We start from the raw sequence: 20191 nt of genomic DNA, 5'->3' as shown, positions 1-20191 counted from the left end.
TATTTTCAGAATTATTTAAATCTGAAAATCACTTTATTAATGTTTTTACCTAAATTATAGAACTTAGTTTCGTATTCTGTCGGAATATTGTTTACGTTATATGGGTTATTTAAGTCTTGGTACAAGTCAGTAGTGTGGTAAACGATTTCGTAAGCTTCAGGATGAGCTAACAACACTTCTTCCATCGTTCAAGTAAATAAACCATCGTTATCAGTTTTAAATTGCACAAGACCGTCAGCTTTTAAAATCTTTTTGTATTTTTCTAAGAAGTCAGGGTGAGTTAGTCTTCTCTTGGCGTGTCTTGCTTTGGGTCATGGATCGCTGAAGTTTAAGAATAGTTTGCTGATTGAGTGAGGAGCAAACAATTCATCAATCTTAACTGCATCATAAGACATTAATTTTAAGTTGTTTAAGTCTTCGTGGGTTTGAGCTTTTCTCATAGCCTTTCATAAGACTGTATCAAATTTTTCTAAACCAATGTAGTTGTTTTCTGGGTAAGTTAACGCATTGTTAATAATGAAATTACCTTTACCAGAACCAATTTCTAAATAAACTGGTTTGTTAACGTCAGCAAAGTAAGTGTTGGGGTTAATTTGACTTAATTCTTCCGTGTTAATAAAAAACTTTGTATCGTTTTGTAAGTTAGTACTGGCGTCTTTGTTAAATCTTAAGCGCATAAATGATTATCATTCCTTGTTGAAAATTTCTTCTAATTCTAAATTAGGGTAATTGTTTTGTTTTACAACTTCATAAGCTGCAATGGCTGCGGAGTTAGCAACGTTTAAGCAGATTAAATCGCTTGTCATGGGAATTCTCACACAAGTGTCTAAGTGAGCTTTTAAAATGTCTTTATCGATGCCATAGTGTTCGTTGCCAAAGACTAAATAAATGTCTTTACTGGTTAAATCGTAGTGAAAGTCACTTGGTGCTTTCTTGCCGTATCTAGTGTAGAAGTAGTATTCAGAATTATCGTGATGAGTAGCTGCATAGAATTCTTCTCAATCATCGTATTGGTGAATCACGCATTGGTCCATGTGATTTGTAGAACTACGAGCGATTTTCGAAGGGTTTCAAATGAACCCGTATGGTCTAATCATGTGAAGCTCTGCACCAAAGCCGACGCAAGTTCTAATGATATTACCGATATTTTCAGCGATAGATGGTTTTTGAAACACGATGTGTAAACTCATAGTAATTTATTCCTCTTTTCAATTTTCTAAATACTGAATTACTTCGTTAGTAATCCGTGTAGGGGTTGATGCTCCAGAAGTGACTGCAACTTTATGAACGTTTTTTAACCAACATGTATCTAGTTCACTTAAGTTATTGATTAAATAACTTGGGATTTTTCTTCGTAAACCAATCCGTAATAACTGGTTGGAATTATTCGATTTAGGATCGCCCACAACGATTAATAAGTCCACTTTAATGCTTAAGTTTAATAAAGCGTTTTGTCTTTCTTGAGTGGCATCACACAAATCATTTCTAATTTCGTAGTGGTGAAAATGTGTGGTGATAAAGTCGTAGTAATCTTGTAAATCAAGTTTAGATAAAGTGGTTTGGTTGGTAACTAAGATTTCTTGATCTTGGTACTCAGGCACTAATTTTTCTAAGTCTTGTAAATTAGTAATGAGTTTAATTCTGTCTTTATCTAAAGCAATTGAAGCGTTAGACTCAGGGTGATAAGTTTTGCCTAAGTAAAAGATAATCTTGTTATTTTTTAAACCTTCTTTAATCACATTATGGGTGTCTGTTACATAACGACAAGTAGTGTCAACCACGTGATAACCAATTTCTTTGGCTAACTGAATGGTTTTTTCGTCAGTACCATGAGCACTCAAAATTAAAATATCACCAGGCTGGAACGGATTATTTTTGACCAAGTCATAGCGTGAAGTATTTTTGTCATCTAAGACAATAATGTTTTGGTCTAAGATGTCTTCCACCATGTGTTTGTTGTGCACAAACCAACCTAACATATAAATCCGACTATTAGGAAATTCTTTTCTAGTTTGTAAAACAATTTTTCAAGCATTAACTACTCCAATACAAAAACCGCGCGGAGTAATTTTAATGACTTCCATCTTATTTACTTAATTCTTGAATTTTAACTAACACAGCTTCTAATTGTGTTTGGTAATCTTTTAGTTTGTTTTGTTCTAGTTCAACTTTTTGTGCAGGAGCTTTTTGAACGAAAGCCGCATTACTTAAAATGCCTGTACTACGTTGAATTTCGCTTTCTAATTTTGCTTTTAAGACTGTTAATTTTTCTAATTCAGCAGTTTTGTCTACTAAGTTAACAGCGTTAATTAACATTTCAAAGTTAGTTGTAATTAATGAGAAAGTATTATCTCATGCAACTGTTTCAGTCATGATTTGAGCATTAACTAAGGCTAAGTAGTAGTTAGCAAAACTAATAAATTCGTTTGAAATAGTGTTTGCTTGGATTGAGTGTAATTGAACTTCTAAAGCTTCTTTGAATTTAATGTTGTTATCAGCTCTGAATTTTCTGATTGAGTCGATAATTTCAAAGAATCAGTTCACGTAATTAATGTCTTTATTGATGCTTACTTCTTTTGGTCAACTTTCAATCATAATTGAAAGTTTTTTGTTAGGTAACATTTGGTAAATGCTTTCAGTCACAAATGGACATAAAGGATGAAGCATAATTAAGATTTGTTTTAAAACGTATAGAAGTACTTTCTTAGTTAAGTGTGAGTTATTTCTGATGTCAATCTTAGAAACTTCTAAGTATTGGTTGTTGAAAGTGTTTCACACAAAGTCGTATAACTTCTTAGTGGCTACCACAAAGTTGAAGTTATCCATGTTCTTTGTCATATCACTAATTAAAGTGTTTAATTCAGACAGAATTCATGCATCCATGTGGCCTAAGTTGTTGAAGTCACTTGCAGTTAATTCATAATCTACATTATCTTCTAATAGTTGTAAAACGTATCTTGCCCCGTTTCATAACTTGTTTAAGAAGTTTCAGTTAGCTTTTAATTTTTCTGGAGAGTAGTTTAAGTCTTCACCTAAAGTTGCAGTTGAAGTTAAGAATAATCTTAAAGCGTCAGTACCGTATTCGTCGATAACGTCCATTGGATCAATACCGTTACCTAAAGATTTAGACATTTTTCTACCTTGTTCGTCACGAATTAAACCGTGGATTAATACGTTTTTGAATGGTTTTTCTTGAGCAAAGTGTTTACCGCTCATCATCATTCTTGATACTCAGAAGAAGATGATGTCATAACCAGTTACTAAAACGTCAGTTGGGTAGTATTTTTCAAATAATTCTGATTTTTTAGGTCAGCCTAAAGTAACCATTGGTCATAAAGCAGATGAGAATCAAGTGTCTAAAACGTCTTCGTCTCTGACTCAGTTTTCAATGTCCTTTGGTGCTACTGTATCACAGTAAATTTCGTCAGTATGTTTGTTGTATCAAATTGGAATTTGGTGACCTCATCATAATTGACGACTAATACATCAGTCTTCGATGTTTTCTAATCATTGTAATAAAGTGTTGTTGAATCTTGCAGGTTCAAATTGCGTCATTGTGTCATCACTAGCTTGCATTTTTAAGATTTCTTCAGCTAATGGTTTCATTTTGACGAATCATTGTCATGATAAGTAAGGTTCAACGATTGCATCAGTTCTTTCAGAGTAACCTACTTGGTTTACGATGTCTTCAATGTGGTCTACTAAGCCTTTAGCTTCAATGTCAGCCACTAATTGTTTACGACAAGCTAAACGGTCCATACCGTTGTATTTACCAGCTAATTCGTTCATTGTAGCATCATCGTTTAAGACGTTAATGATATCTAATTTGTGACGTTTACCGATTTCATAGTCGTTGAAGTCGTGAGCTGGTGTACATTTCATTACCCCAGTTCCGAATTCCATATCAATGTAGTTATCAGTAATTACTGGTAATAATTCATCGTTAGCTGGGTTTACAAACTTCTTGTTTAGGATGTGTGTAAATCTAGCATCATCAGGGTGAACGACTAAACAAACGTCCCCAAACATAGTTTCAGGTCTTGTTGTTGCCACGATGACTTGGTCTTGTTTGTCTTCTGAGATGTATTTGAAGTAGTACATCTTAGAGTGTGTTTCTTTGTGGATTACTTCGATGTTAGAAATCGCAGTTTTTAATACTGGGTCTCAGTTAACTAATTTTTTGTGACGGTAAATTAACCCTTGTTTGTAGTAAGTGACAAACACGTGGTTTACTGCTTCGTTAATGTCTTCGTCCATTGTGAATTTTTCATGGTCGTAAGATAACGCGATACCCATTTTTCTTCATTGACTACGGATGAAGTTCGCTTGGTCTTCTTTTCAAGCTCATAATTTTTCTAAGAATTTTTCACGGCCTAATTCGTGACGACTTAGGTGTTCAGTTTCTTTTAAAATCTTTTCAAACTTAGTTTGAGTAGCAATCCCAGCGTGGTCTGTACCAGGTACTCATAAAGTATCGAAACCTTGTAATTTTTTATATCTGATTAATGTATCTTGTAAGCTTACGTCTCAGGCGTGACCTAAGTGTAATCTACCAGTAACGTTTGGCGGAGGTAAGATGATTGAGAATGGTTCGCCCTTGCCTGTTGGAGCAAACAACTTATGTTCTAACCAGAAATCGTATCTGTTTTTTTCTAGTTCTTGAGGATTAAATTTTTTGTCTAATTCTTTCATATCCAAATTCCTTATGAAGAAATGAGCCCTTAATCTTTATGTCTTAAATTAATTGCTTTACTAATTGCTTTGAGTTTATCGATGTTATGTTTGTTTTTTGTAGATACCGGTAAAATGTTGTCTACTGGAACACCTAAATATTGAGCAATTTTTACTTTGTTATTGTCAAAAAAACTTTTATTGACTCTGTCAGACTTCGTTAAGATGACAAAGTGTTCAATGTTATGTTTTTTAAATTGTTTTAAATATTGCGCCATTTTTTTATCATCTTCAGTGATGACGTCAATATTACATAGTTGGAAGACTCCAACTAGTTTTGTAGATCAAGAGAGATATTCGCCAATCATCGCTTGGATTGTGTCTTTCTTGTCACGACTGGTTTTTGCAAAACCATATCCTGGTAAGTCCACTAACACGTAGTCTTCAAAGTCAAAGAAGTTCACGAGTTGAGTGTGACCTGGAGTTGAAGAAGTTTTCGCAATTTTTGAATTATTTGCTAAGGCATTAATTAAGCTTGATTTACCAACATTTGAACGGCCAACAAAACAAATTTGGTTTCTTTTGTCAGTAAAGTACTGATCAACCAAATTTGCTGATTTTATAAATTTAACCAATTATTTAACCTTAGTTGCTCTACGGTAAATATCGTTTACTTGTTGTTCAGTTGGTTTTCTACCAACTTGTGAGTAAATCATTCTAATTGTGTCTTTAGTAATAGGTGGGTTCTTCTTTAATTGTGATTGGAATACTTTTCTTGAAATGAAGTATCCTGCGATTAAGCCGATGATAAGTCCTAAGATACAGACACCGACTGCTAAACCAGCGATTGCTCCTGCTGACATATAATATTCTCCTTGATTTTAAATATTCAATAATGATTTAAAAGTGATTTGTAATTAAAAGCACATATTTTTTAATTATATACAATTAATTAACCTTATTTTGATTGATTAAGTCTTCTTCGTAAATATAGACTCTTTTAATATCGGTTACGACGTTATTTTCAGTATCTAAATCTAGAATAACGGCGCAGAATTGGAAGTAACCGCCTTGTTCTTCTAAAATGATTCTTTCGTTTATACCTTTAAAACGGTTCACCATTAATTCAGCTTTACCACCGATGATGCCATCGGCAGGTCCAGTAGAACCGACGTCAGTAATAAATGCGGTGTGTTTACGAATCCGGTTATCAGCGGTTTGGATGTGGGTGTGAGTACCTAAAATGGCATCCACTTTTCCTTTAAATTCATAAAATAAAGCAGATTTTTCTGCAGTAGTTTCAGCATGGAAATCGACGATATGGAAGTCTGTTTTCTTTTCGTTTCTAACTAAACTTTGTAAAACGAAGAATGGGTTCGTTTGGATTTCGTTGAAGTGGACTGAACTGCCTAATAAGTTGGTAATCCGAATGGTTTTACCTTGTACTTCCACCACTCTACTACCAATACCGTGTTTGCCAAAATCGTGTAATGTGTTTACGTTAAATGGCCGGATGATATTAGGTTGAGTGTCCAAAATTTCATAAATTTCTTTTCTTGATCACGTATGGTTGCCCATTGTGAAGAAATCGACGCCATAAGACATTAAATCTTTATAGTGTTCAATAGATAGCCCTTTACAGTTGGTTGTGTTTTCTGCGTTCGCAATAACAAAATCAATGTGTTCTGATTTTTTTAAGTTTGGTAAAATTTCTTGCACTGCTCTACGGCCTGTGCTAGCAAAAATGTCACCAATAAATAATATTTTCATATAATACTTTCTTCTTAAACTAGACTAACAGTAGATAGTCAGGTTTAATGGTGTTGGTTAAGTTAGTGATCGTGCCCAATTCACAAAGTGCTTCTTGAAAACCAATACCAATAATAATGGTATTAGAGGTTTCTTTAAGAAATCTAGCGTGTAATAATTTGTGAACTACGATGTTAGTTCCATCAGTTAACTGGATGGGCACAATAAGGATGTCAAAATGTGGAGGTTTACTAACTGTGTCTTCACGATAAATCCGGTGTCCCGATTGGTAAGTGAAATTGTAATGAATATCGTTAACTTTTGACCAATTTAATTCTTTGGTGAGATAAGACAAATAAACCGCTTTAGTTTTAGTTAAATCATCTAAGTTAGCGTAGTAATCGATATCATCAGCTTCTTTATTGAAAAAAGCAATGGTTTCAAAATCTAAGCTTTGTAATAAATTTGTGAGTTTGAGATAGATTTCATAATAGCGTTGATATTTTTCAGGCAAACTAAATTGGTTAATTTTCTGAGCATATTTGGTTAATAATTGAAAAATATGAAAATTCATAACAATTACATAATTTGTCTTTTAATCGCTTTGTGGTTGTAAATAATTTCTTTCACATTGTACGGTGGTTTAAAACCAATGGTTAAGATATCGTTGTTAATCCCGATAACTGTGCCTAAACCAAAGACAGTGTGAACCACTTGATCGCCAATTTTATAGTCATTAACACTCTTCACTTCATAAACATCTTCTTTTTTTAGTTTAGGTTTTGCTTGTGAATCGTACCATTCTAAATCTCATGAACTCTTTTTCACAATCTTTTTATTTAAACGGTTTAAACTATCATACTTCACTTCGTGTAAGAAACGCGATTCCACTTTATTCATTTTCTTTTGGAACATGTATGAAGTGTTAGCAGAGATATATAAGTGTTTTTTAGCTCTAGTAATGGCTACGTAAGCTAACCGTCTTTCTTCTTCGATACCGTGTCTAGATTCTACAGAGTGTACAGAAGGGAAGGAACCATCTACAAAGTTCACTAAGAACACGTATTCAAACTCTAACCCTTTCGCAGCGTGTACCGTCATTAAAGAGACGCTGTTTTCGTGTTTTTTCTTGTCATCTGCCGAAGTAAACAACGCAATTTCTTGTAAGTAGTGTTCTAACGACCAAGCAGCTTTATTTTTTTCTTGGTACACTAACATCCCGTTCTTTAATTCTTGCAAGTTGTCTAACACAGTTTTTTCTTTTTGACTATCTTTATTTGAAACATAGTCAGTGTATTGGGTTTTGTTAACAACATCATCAAATAAAGCGCCAATAGAAGTGTATTCAGTTTGTTTGAATGAGTACATTAAATCGACAAAATTAGCGATAGATTTTTGCTGAATGTTACTTAAACCAGTAATGTGTTCAGCTTGGTTTAAAGCATCTCAGAAACTTAAATTATTAACACCAGCATAATCCATTACGGTTTTTACGGTAGTATCACTAATTTTTCTACGTGGTACGTTAATAATTCTTCTTAAAGAAAGTTCATCGTTATTTTGAATAGCGGTTAAATAAGCGATGATATCTTTAATTTCAGTTCTTTGGTAGAACTTGAAACCACCGTATAAAGTATAACGAATACCTTCAGAAATTAAAGCTTGTTCAAACGGACGTGAAACATAGTTACTTCTATAAAGAACAGCAATATCTTTTAAAGCGACATGGTATTCATCAGTTAGTTCACTGATCTTTCTAGCCACTCAGTTTGCTTCTTCATCATCATTTTCTGCTACATAAAGATTTGGCTTACTACCGTTTACTTTACTACTAAACAAGTTCTTTCTAATTCTTTCAACGTTATGGCCAATCAATTCGTTAGCCACATCGAGAATTTGTTGGGTAGAACGGTAGTTTTCTTCCAATTTAATTACTGGAATTTCTTTGTGGTCATGATGAATGAAATCATGAATAATTCTAGGGTTAGCGCCTCTAAAAGTATAGATGGTTTGGTCTTCATCCCCTACAGCAAACACATTGAAGCGTTCTCCACCTAAGAATTTAATTAAACGGTATTGGATGTCGTTAGTATCTTGGAACTCATCTACTAGAATGTAGCTAAAACGGTTTGATCAGTATTCACGTGCATCAGCAAAGTGAGTTAAGATAGCATCGGTATAAATTAAAATATCATTGAAATCTAAATAGTTATACGCTTCAAACTTGTTTAAGTATTGTTGGTAAACATTGATAACCATAGGGGCTTGGAAACTCATTAAGTTTCACTTTAATAAGATTTCTGGCTTTCTAATATCTTCAATGTCGTACATGTTAGTTTTGATTTGGTCAATGATGTGTAACATGTTTTTATAACTGATATCTGCGTTTTTATAACCATACTGTTCGTAGATATCTTTTAAGATAGTAGTTTGTTCTTCATCATCTACGACTTTGAAGTTATTGTTTCTGTTTAAATGATAAATTTCACGACGTAAAATCCGAATACAAATAGCGTGGAAAGTACCGATCCATTCAATCGGATAACCAATGATTTTTGCAATCCGTTCGTTCATTTCGTTGGCGGCTTTATTGGTAAATGTAATGGCTAAAACTCTACGTGGATCAATATTGTAGTGGTTTACTAGGTATGCGACTCTATTTGTTAAAACTGTGGTTTTACCAGTACCAGCTCCCGCCATTACCATTAACGGTTCGACTGGATAAGTGACCGCTTGTCTTTGGGTTTCGTTCAGTCTATCTAAATTCATTAGAAAATAGCCTTTTCTGACTTCAAGAAGTATTTCATGGTTTTTGTCGCGTACTTCTTGAAGTATTTATTAGTTTTAAAGTCAGGAACGTATTTATCGATAACTTGGGTTACGTGTTTCATGGCTAATTTAATGACTCTGATGTTCTTTTCAATTGACTTTTTGTTAGTCAAGTGGATTGAATAGTTGGCATAAATTTTTGACAAGAATTCGTAGATACAAACGATTGTAATTCAGTAGTCGAATTCTTCTTTGTAAGTTTCATAAATGTTTGATTTAATGGCTAAATCAAACAAATCTTCGACTTGGTATAAGAAGTCATACAAGTTAGAACCGGCAATACATTCTTTTCTAATATCCACTAATGGTTCACCTAAAATGTTTCATCATTTATTGAAGGTTAATAACACTTTTAACATGAAAACATCAGGGTATCACTTGTCTTCTTCAAAGTCTAATTTAGATTCTAATAAATAAGCAGTTCTAAAGATTTTGTCTCTTAAGTTTGATACACCGCAGTTTAAGATTAATTCTTTAGATAAACCACAGTATTCGTTAGATTCTAGTGGGTATCAGCTTTCTCTTAGTGAAGGAATGGAAATGATGTCATAGCCTTGTGTAATTGGGAAATTTAAAGTATCTAATAATTTTAAATCAAAGACATCGTTGTAGTACATGAACATAGTGTAGGGTGCATGCACAATTTTTAAACCTTCATTAAAACAAAAAGATTGGCCTAAAAAGTGTTGGTTCTTAATGTAAGTGATGTTGTGGTTCGGGCAATCTTGAAAGAAGTTGTCTAAAATTTGGTCCACCTCAGATGAACCAGGATCTTGGTGGATAATAATTTCCACGTCTCTTTCGTTAAATTTAGTTAAAGCAGCTAAAGAGTCTGCTAAATTTTCTGTATTTTTATAAACGTATAAAATAAAAGAAATTTTGGGTGTATAGCTCATAGTTAGTACCTCTTGAAATAACTATTCATATTTTACCAATAATATTGGTATCTACAGGGAGTTCATATTATTAGTACAAACGAAAATAACCACCGAAGTGGTTATTTGTTGTTGATAGTTTATAGATTTAATTATATACTTCAATTCTTAGTTTTATAAAGTTGCTTTATATAAACTGAATCATTTAGTTAATAAAAAGTAAATGATTATTAGGAAAAAAAGAAGAAAACAAGCGTGATGTCCGATACGCTTATTTTCTTACAATAAATTTGTACTTTGGAGGTGGAATATGTATTTTTATTGATGTCCACCTTAGTGTTATTGATAATAGTATTAGTATTATTATATTTAATTTTAAGTAAATAAAATTACTTAAATTCGTTAAATTATTAATTTCTAGATTATTACAATTCCACTAAAAAGGTGCACAAAACCAGACATGGCCGTGTCTGGTTTTATTTTGTACTTTGTTAAAGTGTTATATGTATTTTTATCTGCTTTTATTATAAACAAAAATTATCTTTTTTATGTGTATTTTTATAAATTTCGAGTTTATAAAAATACTGAATATAAATAAATTTAATTAATTAGCAATAAAACCAATATGCTTATACTTGATATATTAAAAACTAATAAAATAATGTAAGAAAATGTAATTAAAAAATGTTAATTCCAAGTAGGAAGTAAAGTGTTATGAAATCATTAGAGATTAGTTTTAAAAAGTGTTTTGGAATAAACAAATTAAATTATAATTTTAATTTTTCTAAAAACGTTAATGATAAGGATGACGGCAGCATTAATAATTCCGTAATTATTTACGCTAAAAACGGAATTATGAAAACATCTTTTACAAAAACATTTAAATTGTTATCTGAAAATATACAAAAATTTAATCGATTTCTTACAACAATAAGTAATCTAAATAATGAAAGAGCATTAAAAAACGTTAAAAAATATATAAATATAGGAATTAAAGATAACATATTTTATTTAAATGGTGAGTGTGATTTAAAAGTAGATAATTTAGATTTACAACAATCAGTTCAAAAACTTAATTCTATTTGCGTTATAAAGAGTTTTGATACTGAATATAAAACTAATAGTTTAATTTATTTATTAGTTAATGAAGGTATAAAGGGCAAAATTAATTCATTAGTAAAAAACAAAACAATGGTTTTACAACGATTGTTATATCTTTACGAATATGAACGATTATCTCGGTTTCTTAAATATAAAATAGACAAACATATAGATGAATTGGAAACTAAAATAATTGAAGATTTTAATTTAAATAATTCAAAAGAAATTTTTGCATATTTAGATGTGATTGATAATTACCTAAAATCTGATTTTTTTATTAAAAATAAATTAGATTTTTATGATGCTAAATATAAGGATATTTTTAATTTAAGAGTTATTAAATTTATCGAGGATCCAATATTTAAAGATAATATTTCAGAATTTATTAATGATGTAGATAATATATACAATAAATATCCTTTTTTATGTAAAGGCAAACTTACTTTAAATGCTTTAAAAAAAATTAAAGACAACTTAAAATCAAATTATTTTTTTGAAAAAAATAATAGAATTTGTTTAAATAATTACGTTAAAAAATACAATCTAAATAAATTAGATAACAAAAAATTTAGAAGTAAATATGATGAATTATTTAGTATTAATGAGCTAGAAAATATTATTTCTGAAATTGAAGATGAAATTAAAAAAACAAAATTTATGAGCAAAATAGAAAAGATATCTAGTAGAATTGGCGAAGATATTTTAGAAAAATTTAAAAATATTATTATTCAAAATACAAAAATAATAGATTTTTTAAATAATAATTCTACATCAGAACTTAAAAAAATGTTTTGAGCCTCGCATTTATATGAAAATGACGAATTTAAAAACTTTTTAAGTGAATATAAAAAATTATCTAAAATAATTAAAAATACTAATCATAATATCACGATTTGAGAAGAAGCATTGGATGTATTTAAACAAAGGTTTTCTGTTCCTTTTAATATGGAAATTTCCAATAAGCAAGATATTGTTATAGGAACATCCTCTTTACCTAAAGTTACTTTTAAATTTGAAGAAAAAATTGGTGGTAAATTTCAAAATTTAAGTCATGAAGAAGTTGTTAAAGCCGATACCTTAAGTCAGGGAGAAAAAAAGAGCTTTATATTTACTTCAAATAATTTTTGATATCGAAAAATTAAAAAAAGAAAAAATTAGCAAATGTAAAGAAATCGCAAAAAGAGAAGGAAAAAAACTTGAAGAAGTAATTAAAAATATCGACGCATATGATGAAATAGAAGACACTCTTTTTATCATCGACGATATTGCTGACTCTTTTGATTACAAAAATAAATATGCAATAGTTCAATATCTTTATGATATATCTTATGAACTTCGTTCAAAATTTAAAATGATATTACTAACACATAATTATGATTTTTTTAGAATAGTGTCTAGTAGATTAAATATTTGTAATAATAATAAATTAATTGCTATTAGAACGCATGAAAAAACTGAAAATGAAATAATAGAAATATTTAAAATATCTAAAATAAATGAAAATTACCTTTATAAATCTAACAATTTATTGTTTACAGAAATCTTTTTATTTAAGGAAGAGTGTTCTGTTTTCGTAGAAGAAAATAAGTTAAATATTTTGAATCCTAAATTGTTTAATGATTATGAAAATAAAATAGAAGAAATAAATTCAAGAGCTAATTCGATAGAAGAAAAGTATCGTTCATTCTGCAAAGAAATACATAATTCATATTTATTGGCAAAATATATAAAATTAAATTTTTTAAACAACAATATTGATAAAGAAAATAATATGTTTTTAATTGATAAAGATATTAATAATGCTATTAAAAATTCTATTAATTGTTTTGAAGAAAATAGATGTTGTGAAGGTTACAAACATTTATATTATGCTAAAAGGTTATTAAAACAAAACAATACTGAATATTTGTTGAATGAAGATTATATTTATAATTTGGATAATTTTAATTCAATACAATGATTACAAGATGAACAAAAAATAACAAATCATTGATATTTAAACGAATTAAAAGGTAAAATTGCGTATATTAAAAAAGAAGTTCAAGAATCTCTTCCTTTAGATAAATTTGAAAAAGATATATTTAGAGATGAAGCGGTGGGAATCATTAACAAACTGAATGATTTTACTGAGAATTCATCTAAAGTATTAGCTTTAGATGATAACGAAAAAAATGATTTAAATAGTGATGTTGAAATTCAGATAGAAAAAATTATAAATATTTTTGAGAAAGAACAATCTAACGATTCTTGAAAATTAATTTTTAAAAAAATATTAAATGTTATTGGCATTTATAAAGCGTCTGAAAAATGATTAAAACATAGCAAATCTGATAATTCAAATAATAATGCAAATAATCTATATGATGATCAAAAAGGAATATTCATGTTTTGAAAACAAAACATGAATTATAAAAATATGATTTCAATGGTTCCATTTGTAAGAAATATTATAGAATATACTACTTGAAAAAAAGAAAATACTGATTTAGACGCTTTAACAAATCTGTTACACGAAAATTTGGACAATATTATTAACAATAATGACAACTACGTTAATAAAAACTTTAACGATTTAGAAGAAATTTATAAAAAATACATAAAAGGATTAAAACTTCCCAATAATTTATATAAAAGTTTAAATGTGTTAGATGAACTATATGAACAATCAGAATATATAGTTAACAACTATGAACAATCAGAATATATTTTTGTGGATGATTTACAAAATAAACTTATATTAGCAATGGCTATAAGACATAAAGCTGAAATTTATATGATTAACAAAATAAAAGAACAAAATAAACCAGACAAGTGAACAGAAATATTAAATAAAATAAAAAAAGAGGCTAATAATCAAACTAGAAAATTATATGAAAAAGTAAAGATGTTAGTCGACAAAGATACTCTTAAAACGTTAGATGCTGTTAATATAATGACGGCTGAAAATATACACTTTAATTCCTTTATGTATGAACCTTTAATTGATATGGATATATGCAACTTAGTTAGTTTATATAAAAGAATAGATAATTTATTGAAATAAAAATATCAATTTCTAAATAAATGTTTAAGAAAATATATAAAAGGATTTTATTTTTAGTAAACATTATTATTAATTAAAATAACAACTGCAACACTTACAATAAGGGCGTTGTGTTGTTATTTTTATTTCTGATGCAAAGGTTATGTACCATCAATTATTCAAAGAAGAACGATACACTATTTATAGGTTATTTAAGATAGTAGTCAAAAATTTCTATAAAATGATCTTCTCATGTAAAATGACAAAACCTATTTTAGGTTTCTTCTCATTTTTGTTAATTGAATTATAAAATATTAATGGAAATACATTAATACAATTTGTGACGGTTTCATTTCCTTGTGATGCGTAGACCAGCTACATTAATAGTCGCATTGAAAGTTCATTCGTTCGGGAATGAGCTTTCTTTTTTACGTATTTTCTTAAAGCACTGTTAAAGTTTTCTGAAATATTATTTGTATAAATGAATCTTCTAACTTCCATCGGAAGTGTTAAGAACAATAATATTTCTTCAAGCGATCTTTCAATAATCCTTACAGCAGATGGCAGTTGTTTACCAAACACTTCTTTTAAAGAATTAAAAGCAAAATCGGCCTCTGCTCTAGTGTCTGAACAATAGATTTTTCTTAGTTGTCTTAAGAAAATTTTACGGTATTTGGCTGGCACACTAGTCATGGCATTTCTGACTTTATGAATTACGCATTTTTGGATTTTAGCATCTTCATATACGGCGTGAATTACATTGTTAATTCCAGAGAAATCATCACAAATAATTACTGATGGATTAGACAATCCTCTATCTTTTAAACTTGTTAAAAAATGTGTTCAAGTGTTAGCATCTTCACACCCTAATGTTTCTAATCCTAAAAGTTTTTTGTAACCATTTTTATCAATACCAATAGCAGTAAACACTGCTTTATCAAAGGATTTCTTTTTAAATAGAGTTCCATTTTCTCCTTCAGGTTTGTAACTTAAAACCTCTCCAGTTTCATCATTATATCATTGTTTAACTTTGTAATAACATGCGTCTACAAAAACGTATTGGTATTCATCGGTAATTGGAAATTGGAATTTATCTAAATACTCAGATTTAACTTTCTTGTTAATTCTATCGATTGTAGAATGACCGATAGAAATTCCTGTATGTTGATGAACAATTTCGATGATACTATCTCATGAAATAAAATTCAAAATTAATAACGCAATGAACTGTTCAAAATCGTCGCAGTATTTTTGTCACTTATCTAACATGTAGTTGATTTGTTTAACTCCACGAATTTGTGGAACTTTCAACTTTAGCATTCCGTTTAATGTATAAAGAATTCTTTCTTTGTAACTATTCTTTGAGTAAGTTGCTCCTTTAAGTTTTTGTATGTTCAAAAACTCTTCTTGTACATAAACTAGATGTTGATTTAAGAATCGTTCCAAGTCTTCAATAGGGTTTGTAATTTCATTTAACATTTTGTTAGTTTCCCTTTCTAAAAGTTGAGATTCTAATAATAATGTGTTCATTAATTTAATCATAAAATAAAAGGACCTTTCTCAAATGAGAAGATCCTTTTACAGACATTTGGGACTACTACCGTCTAATGAATGTGAAAAATCAAGAAAGTAAGATTTAGCAATCAATGACAAAATAAAAGTTGAATTCTATTATTAGAATTCAACTCAATAAAAACAAATATGATTTTATTATTTAAAATCAATTATTTTCTTTAACTGTTCATATAGTCTTACAATTCTATTTATATCTAAATCTATAATAGGTTCATACATAAATGAATTTAAATGTATAACTTCTGGAGTTACTAAATTTATAGAATTTAAAATTTTAACAATTTTTTCTTTAGTTTGAATTAAATTATATTCATTCATAGTATTTTCGTTTTTGAAAGAATTAGAATCAATTTTATTTATTAATCTTAATAAGACTTTAAATTGATTTGATTCTTTTTCTAAAAAATTTATTAATGCACATTCCTTATCTTTTATTTGATTCATATCTGAATAAATTTTATTTTTTTCAAAAAAAGATTCATCTTGTTCTAATATTTTATAAAAAATATATTTTTCTGACATTATTCTTAATCATATAGAAACTATAATTTTATTTTTTAAATCTTCTAAAAAATAATTATCTAAATTAAATTCGTTAAATAAAATATCTCAATTGTATTTTTCAACAATAAGTTTAGTTTGTAATTCTAATTCATCTATATATAACAAACTATTGTCTAATTCATCTTTTGATGGATTGGTGTCATGGTTATCTGATGAATTTTTAAAAAAATTAGGTAATTCTTTTTTATAAATTTCTTTTAAATCTAATAATTTAATTTGATTTAAATTATTAGAATAATGCAGCGCTTTGGTTAGTGATAAATAATTATTGTCATTTCCATAATTAGATGTTTTATACTCGATAATATTTCTTAAAAAAGGTATTAAAGAAACAATACATCTACTATCACATTCATTATTTAATGATGAAAAAAAATTGAATTTATTTACATTAGTATCTTTTGGAATCTGTTTAAGATATGCTTTGTCTTTGGATAAAATATTTCCTTTGTTAGATAGGATAGTATATCATTTGTTATTTATTGAAATATTAAATATTTTTTTAAATAATTTAAGTTTTTCTTCAGAATAATATAAATATTTTTTTGCTTTTGATAAACTATTAACTTCTCTTAAAAAATTATGACTTTTAAGAATAAAATCTTCTTCACATTTTCTTACTTCTTCTTCAATTACGTTTAGTTTTTGTTTTTCGACATCAAACTCATTTAAATTAATGTTTAAAAGATGTGTCCACAAATTACTAATTATATTAGAAATAGATTTTATTTTATCTTTTAAATCAATGTTTATATTTTCTAATTGTTTTTGTTCATTTAAATTTTTTATTTCATTTTTTATATCTTTTACGTTTAAATCAATGAAATGACAAAAATTATAATTTTTTATTGTGTTAATTTTTGTTTTCATAAAATCAAAATCAATTATTTTTGAAACAATCTCTTTAAAACAAAGTATTTCTTTTTCTAAGGTGTTTTTTCAACAATTATTTAATTTAATTAAATAATCGTCTAAATATTCAAAATTATAATCTTCATAAAATTGAATTATTTTTTTATAAAATTTGTTCTTACTAGTTATTTTTGAAATATTTTTAATTATTTTATTTTCCACTATTTTGTTACATACACATTTATCGTATATGTATTTTGTTTCTTCAGAAAATATAATTTTGTTATTTTTTTGAATATTTTCTAATTTATTTTTAATAAACTTAATTTTATTTATTTTGTTAATTAAAGATAATTTTTTATTTAATAATTCATAATCTTCTAAAGTGTGTAAATATTTATTTAAATAAAATTTAATTTTTTCTTTTAAATATAACATTGAATTTATAAGTTTTTTATTTTCGTATACACTATTAAAATCTCATGTTTTAAAGTCTGTTATTTTTATAAATTTTATTTTTTTAGTGTTATTTCAATATTGTTTTAAACATTTTTTTATAATAAATATTTCGTCATTTTCAACGTGATTAAAAGGCTTAATTGTATGTATAAGTTGTATTAATCAATTTATAGATTTTATTTCTAAATCGATATTTTCTTTTAAATTTATTATAGTTTTAATTTCTTCTATTAATTTTTGATAGTAATCAATTATAGAATCTTTAATTAATTTAAAGCTTTTATCCATAAAATTGATAACATAATTGCTTAAATCGTTTATTTCTTTATCTATTTCACATATTGTTTTAGTTTTAGATGTTATCTGATTATCTTTAGTTTTAGATGTTATCTGATTATCTGAAGTTATATTTTTATTTAATGTTGGTTTAATATAATCTTTTATTTGTATTAAGTTGTTAGTTATTTTTTTTCTATTTTCACCAAAATTATTAAAAAGAACTAAATTATTTAATTTATTTTTATTAAACCTTTCGTTTAAATTACAGTCATCATATGCTATTAATTTATGAAACATATCGTCTTTATTTTTGTGTATTATGTATCTGTTTTCTTCTTGTATCCCAGTTCTAGAACAAATTAATCTATAAAAATCATAATTATGTGTAAGAATTATGATTTTCATTTTTTCAGAAATTTCTAAAATGTATTCTAAAAAAGCGTGTTTATTTTTATAATCAAAAGAATCAACAGGATCATCCATAATTAAAAGACAATCTTTAATATCTTTGTTTTCGATATCATTTTTTATTTTTTCTATAGTAAAAAGTTCATTGAAAAATCACAGACTTCTTACTTCTCCTTTACTTAATATGTCGCCATCAATTAAATTACCAAAATCATAAGAATTATTTTTTTTATCAAAATTAAAATGATACTTAGTATTTGCGTAAGTTGTATTTCCTATAATTAAATCTTTAATATTTGTTATTTCCATTTTAATAGGTAAATCAAATCTATCTTGAAACACTTTTGTAAATTCATTAAATTTAAATAATTTATCCTCAATATTTATTTTTTCTAGTTTAGGAAAAACATTTTTATAATCATCAAAACATCTATTAAATAATTCTTCAATTTCAGGATTCTCTTTTATGTATTTAATTAAAATTAATTTTTCTAATTCTTTTAATCCGTGTTTAAATATAAAATCAACAATATTTGTATTATTTACAATAAAGTTTTTACAAATTTCCCATTTCATTAAATGTTTTTTGAATGTCATCAATTCGTTTATACTTTTTAATGAATTTATATTATTAATAGAATTTTCTATTTCATTTATAACTTTATTTAATTCTTCTATATTTTGAATTTTCGTTTCTGAAATTGAGTTTTCTTCATAAGCGTTTACATGTGTACCTAAAAATAAAAAATTATTATTTACAAAAAAATTATTATCTTCTAATGAATTTTTTATTTTTTTTAACGAAAATAGTGTAAAAGAATTTTCCTTCGATAAAAACTTAAATTTTTGAAATATTTTATCAACATCATTTAAAAAAAATTTTATTTGATCTACAGTAAATATTAATTCTCCATCTTTAGTTAATTTTTTTTTCATATCATCATTGAATAAATCGATGTAATTGATTTTTTCAAATTTAATAATTTCACTATCACTTCAAAGCAATAATTTACTTTTTATTTCATCCAAATAAGATAGAAAATTCTCTGATTTATTTTGACCAAAAATATTTTTTATTTTTTCTTCTAATTCATAAATAACAATGTCATAATTTTTAGGTAATTTGTTGTATTGCTTAAAATCTGCTCCAGTTAAACATATACATAATTTTTCTATTAATTGTTTTTTATTGGAGATAAATTGTTCTAAGTCCTTCTGTATATCTTTATCTGTAAAAAGGGAATTTATATATACAGATTCGTTATTGTCTATAAAATTTTCTATGACATGTATTGTGTTTTTTAGAGATTTAATATCGTCTGTTTTATTTATTTCTTTATCATCTATTCTTAATTTTATTTGTTTTGAATCGTCTTGAGAATAAATGTTTTGTTTTATATAATAAGCACCAATACTACGATTATTTTTATTATTCATATTCTTTTCTATTGCTTTAAAAACGTTAGAAAAAGATGTTTTCATTACGCCGTTTTTAGCGTATATTGCAACAATATTTCCAAAATCTTTAAAGTTAAGTGTTAAATTAAGATTATTTATACCAAAGCAGTTTTTTATACTAATATCTATTTTTTCCATATAAATCCTTTTAATTTAAATATTTTATTTACTAATTTATTAAAAAATAACTATTACAATTATTTTGTTTTTTTTGTGTAAATAATAATTAAATTTATGTATATCTAGTTCTAAACTAATGTTAATATATTTTTTAAATATATTTTTAATACACACGAGAAATTATGTGTAATTTGAAAATAATTGTAAATAAAAAAACAAAATGATACTC

Annotated in this window: 14 protein-coding genes; 2 read left to right on the top strand and 12 right to left on the bottom strand. The window is 27.1% G+C overall.

Annotated features, from left to right (window positions below; all coding sequences use genetic code 4):
- Window positions 1–11: 11 nt before the first annotated feature.
- The 10 genes from trmB to ABWU82_RS00525 form a co-directional block, all read right to left on the bottom strand.
- Window positions 12–677 (bottom strand): tRNA (guanosine(46)-N7)-methyltransferase TrmB, encoded by a 666-nt coding sequence (gene trmB, locus ABWU82_RS00570; protein WP_353289568.1) that lies wholly within the window; start codon window positions 675–677, stop codon window positions 12–14.
- A gap of 6 nt (window positions 678–683) precedes the next feature.
- On the bottom strand, window positions 684–1190 hold the full coding sequence (locus ABWU82_RS00565) for a TrmH family RNA methyltransferase (protein WP_353289567.1): 507 nt from the start codon (window positions 1188–1190) through the stop codon (window positions 684–686).
- A gap of 6 nt (window positions 1191–1196) precedes the next feature.
- Entirely contained in the window at window positions 1197–2084 is an 888-nt protein-coding gene (gene ispH / locus ABWU82_RS00560; protein WP_353289566.1) for a 4-hydroxy-3-methylbut-2-enyl diphosphate reductase, read from the bottom strand.
- A gap of 1 nt (window position 2085) precedes the next feature.
- A complete protein-coding gene (locus tag ABWU82_RS00555; protein ID WP_353289565.1) occupies window positions 2086–4692 on the bottom strand; it encodes a valine--tRNA ligase in 2607 nt (868 codons plus the stop codon).
- A 29-nt stretch (window positions 4693–4721) separates the two neighbouring features.
- Window positions 4722–5306, bottom strand: coding sequence for a ribosome biogenesis GTP-binding protein YihA/YsxC (gene yihA / locus ABWU82_RS00550; RefSeq protein WP_353289564.1), 585 nt, complete (start codon window positions 5304–5306; stop codon window positions 4722–4724).
- Window positions 5307–5534, bottom strand: a complete 228-nt coding sequence (locus ABWU82_RS00545; RefSeq protein WP_353289563.1) for a YneF family protein — start codon at window positions 5532–5534, stop codon at window positions 5307–5309.
- Window positions 5535–5619: 85 nt separating this feature from the next.
- A complete protein-coding gene (locus tag ABWU82_RS00540; RefSeq protein ID WP_353289562.1) occupies window positions 5620–6441 on the bottom strand; it encodes a TIGR00282 family metallophosphoesterase in 822 nt (273 codons plus the stop codon).
- Window positions 6442–6460: 19 nt separating this feature from the next.
- Complete coding sequence (locus tag ABWU82_RS00535) at window positions 6461–6994, bottom strand: hypothetical protein (protein ID WP_353289561.1); 534 nt, start codon at window positions 6992–6994, stop codon at window positions 6461–6463.
- Between the two features lie 5 nt (window positions 6995–6999).
- A complete protein-coding gene (locus ABWU82_RS00530) occupies window positions 7000–9189 on the bottom strand; it encodes an ATP-dependent helicase (protein ID WP_353289560.1) in 2190 nt (729 codons plus the stop codon).
- The gene (locus ABWU82_RS00525) at window positions 9189–10145 is read right to left on the bottom strand and encodes a glycosyltransferase (protein ID WP_353289559.1); all 957 of its coding nucleotides are present in this window, start codon (window positions 10143–10145) and stop codon (window positions 9189–9191) included. Before ABWU82_RS00525 ends, ABWU82_RS00530 begins: the two co-directional genes overlap by 1 nt.
- A gap of 693 nt (window positions 10146–10838) precedes the next feature.
- On the opposite strand from ABWU82_RS00525, the gene ABWU82_RS00520 reads away from it, so the two are divergent.
- Complete coding sequence (locus ABWU82_RS00520; protein ID WP_353289558.1) at window positions 10839–12383, top strand: hypothetical protein; 1545 nt, start codon at window positions 10839–10841, stop codon at window positions 12381–12383.
- A 232-nt stretch (window positions 12384–12615) separates the two neighbouring features.
- Window positions 12616–14268, top strand: coding sequence for a hypothetical protein (locus ABWU82_RS00515; protein WP_353289557.1), 1653 nt, complete (start codon window positions 12616–12618; stop codon window positions 14266–14268).
- A 354-nt stretch (window positions 14269–14622) separates the two neighbouring features.
- Here the strand turns inward: ABWU82_RS00515 and ABWU82_RS00510 are convergent, their stop codons facing one another.
- Window positions 14623–15789, bottom strand: a complete 1167-nt coding sequence (locus tag ABWU82_RS00510) for an IS256 family transposase (protein WP_353289556.1) — start codon at window positions 15787–15789, stop codon at window positions 14623–14625.
- Between the two features lie 168 nt (window positions 15790–15957).
- Window positions 15958–19980 carry a hypothetical protein gene (locus ABWU82_RS00505; RefSeq protein ID WP_353289555.1) on the bottom strand — a complete coding sequence of 1341 codons (4023 nt, stop codon included), beginning with the start codon at window positions 19978–19980 and terminating at the stop codon, window positions 15958–15960.
- Between the last annotated feature and the right edge of the window lie 211 nt (window positions 19981–20191).

It is taken from the genome of Ureaplasma ceti (assembly GCF_040369755.1).
Classification (GTDB): Bacteria; Bacillota_I; Bacilli_A; order Mycoplasmatales; family Mycoplasmoidaceae; genus Ureaplasma; species Ureaplasma ceti.
The sequence above is the reverse complement of the archived record's forward strand: the minus strand, read 5'-3'. Positions and strand labels throughout refer to the sequence as shown.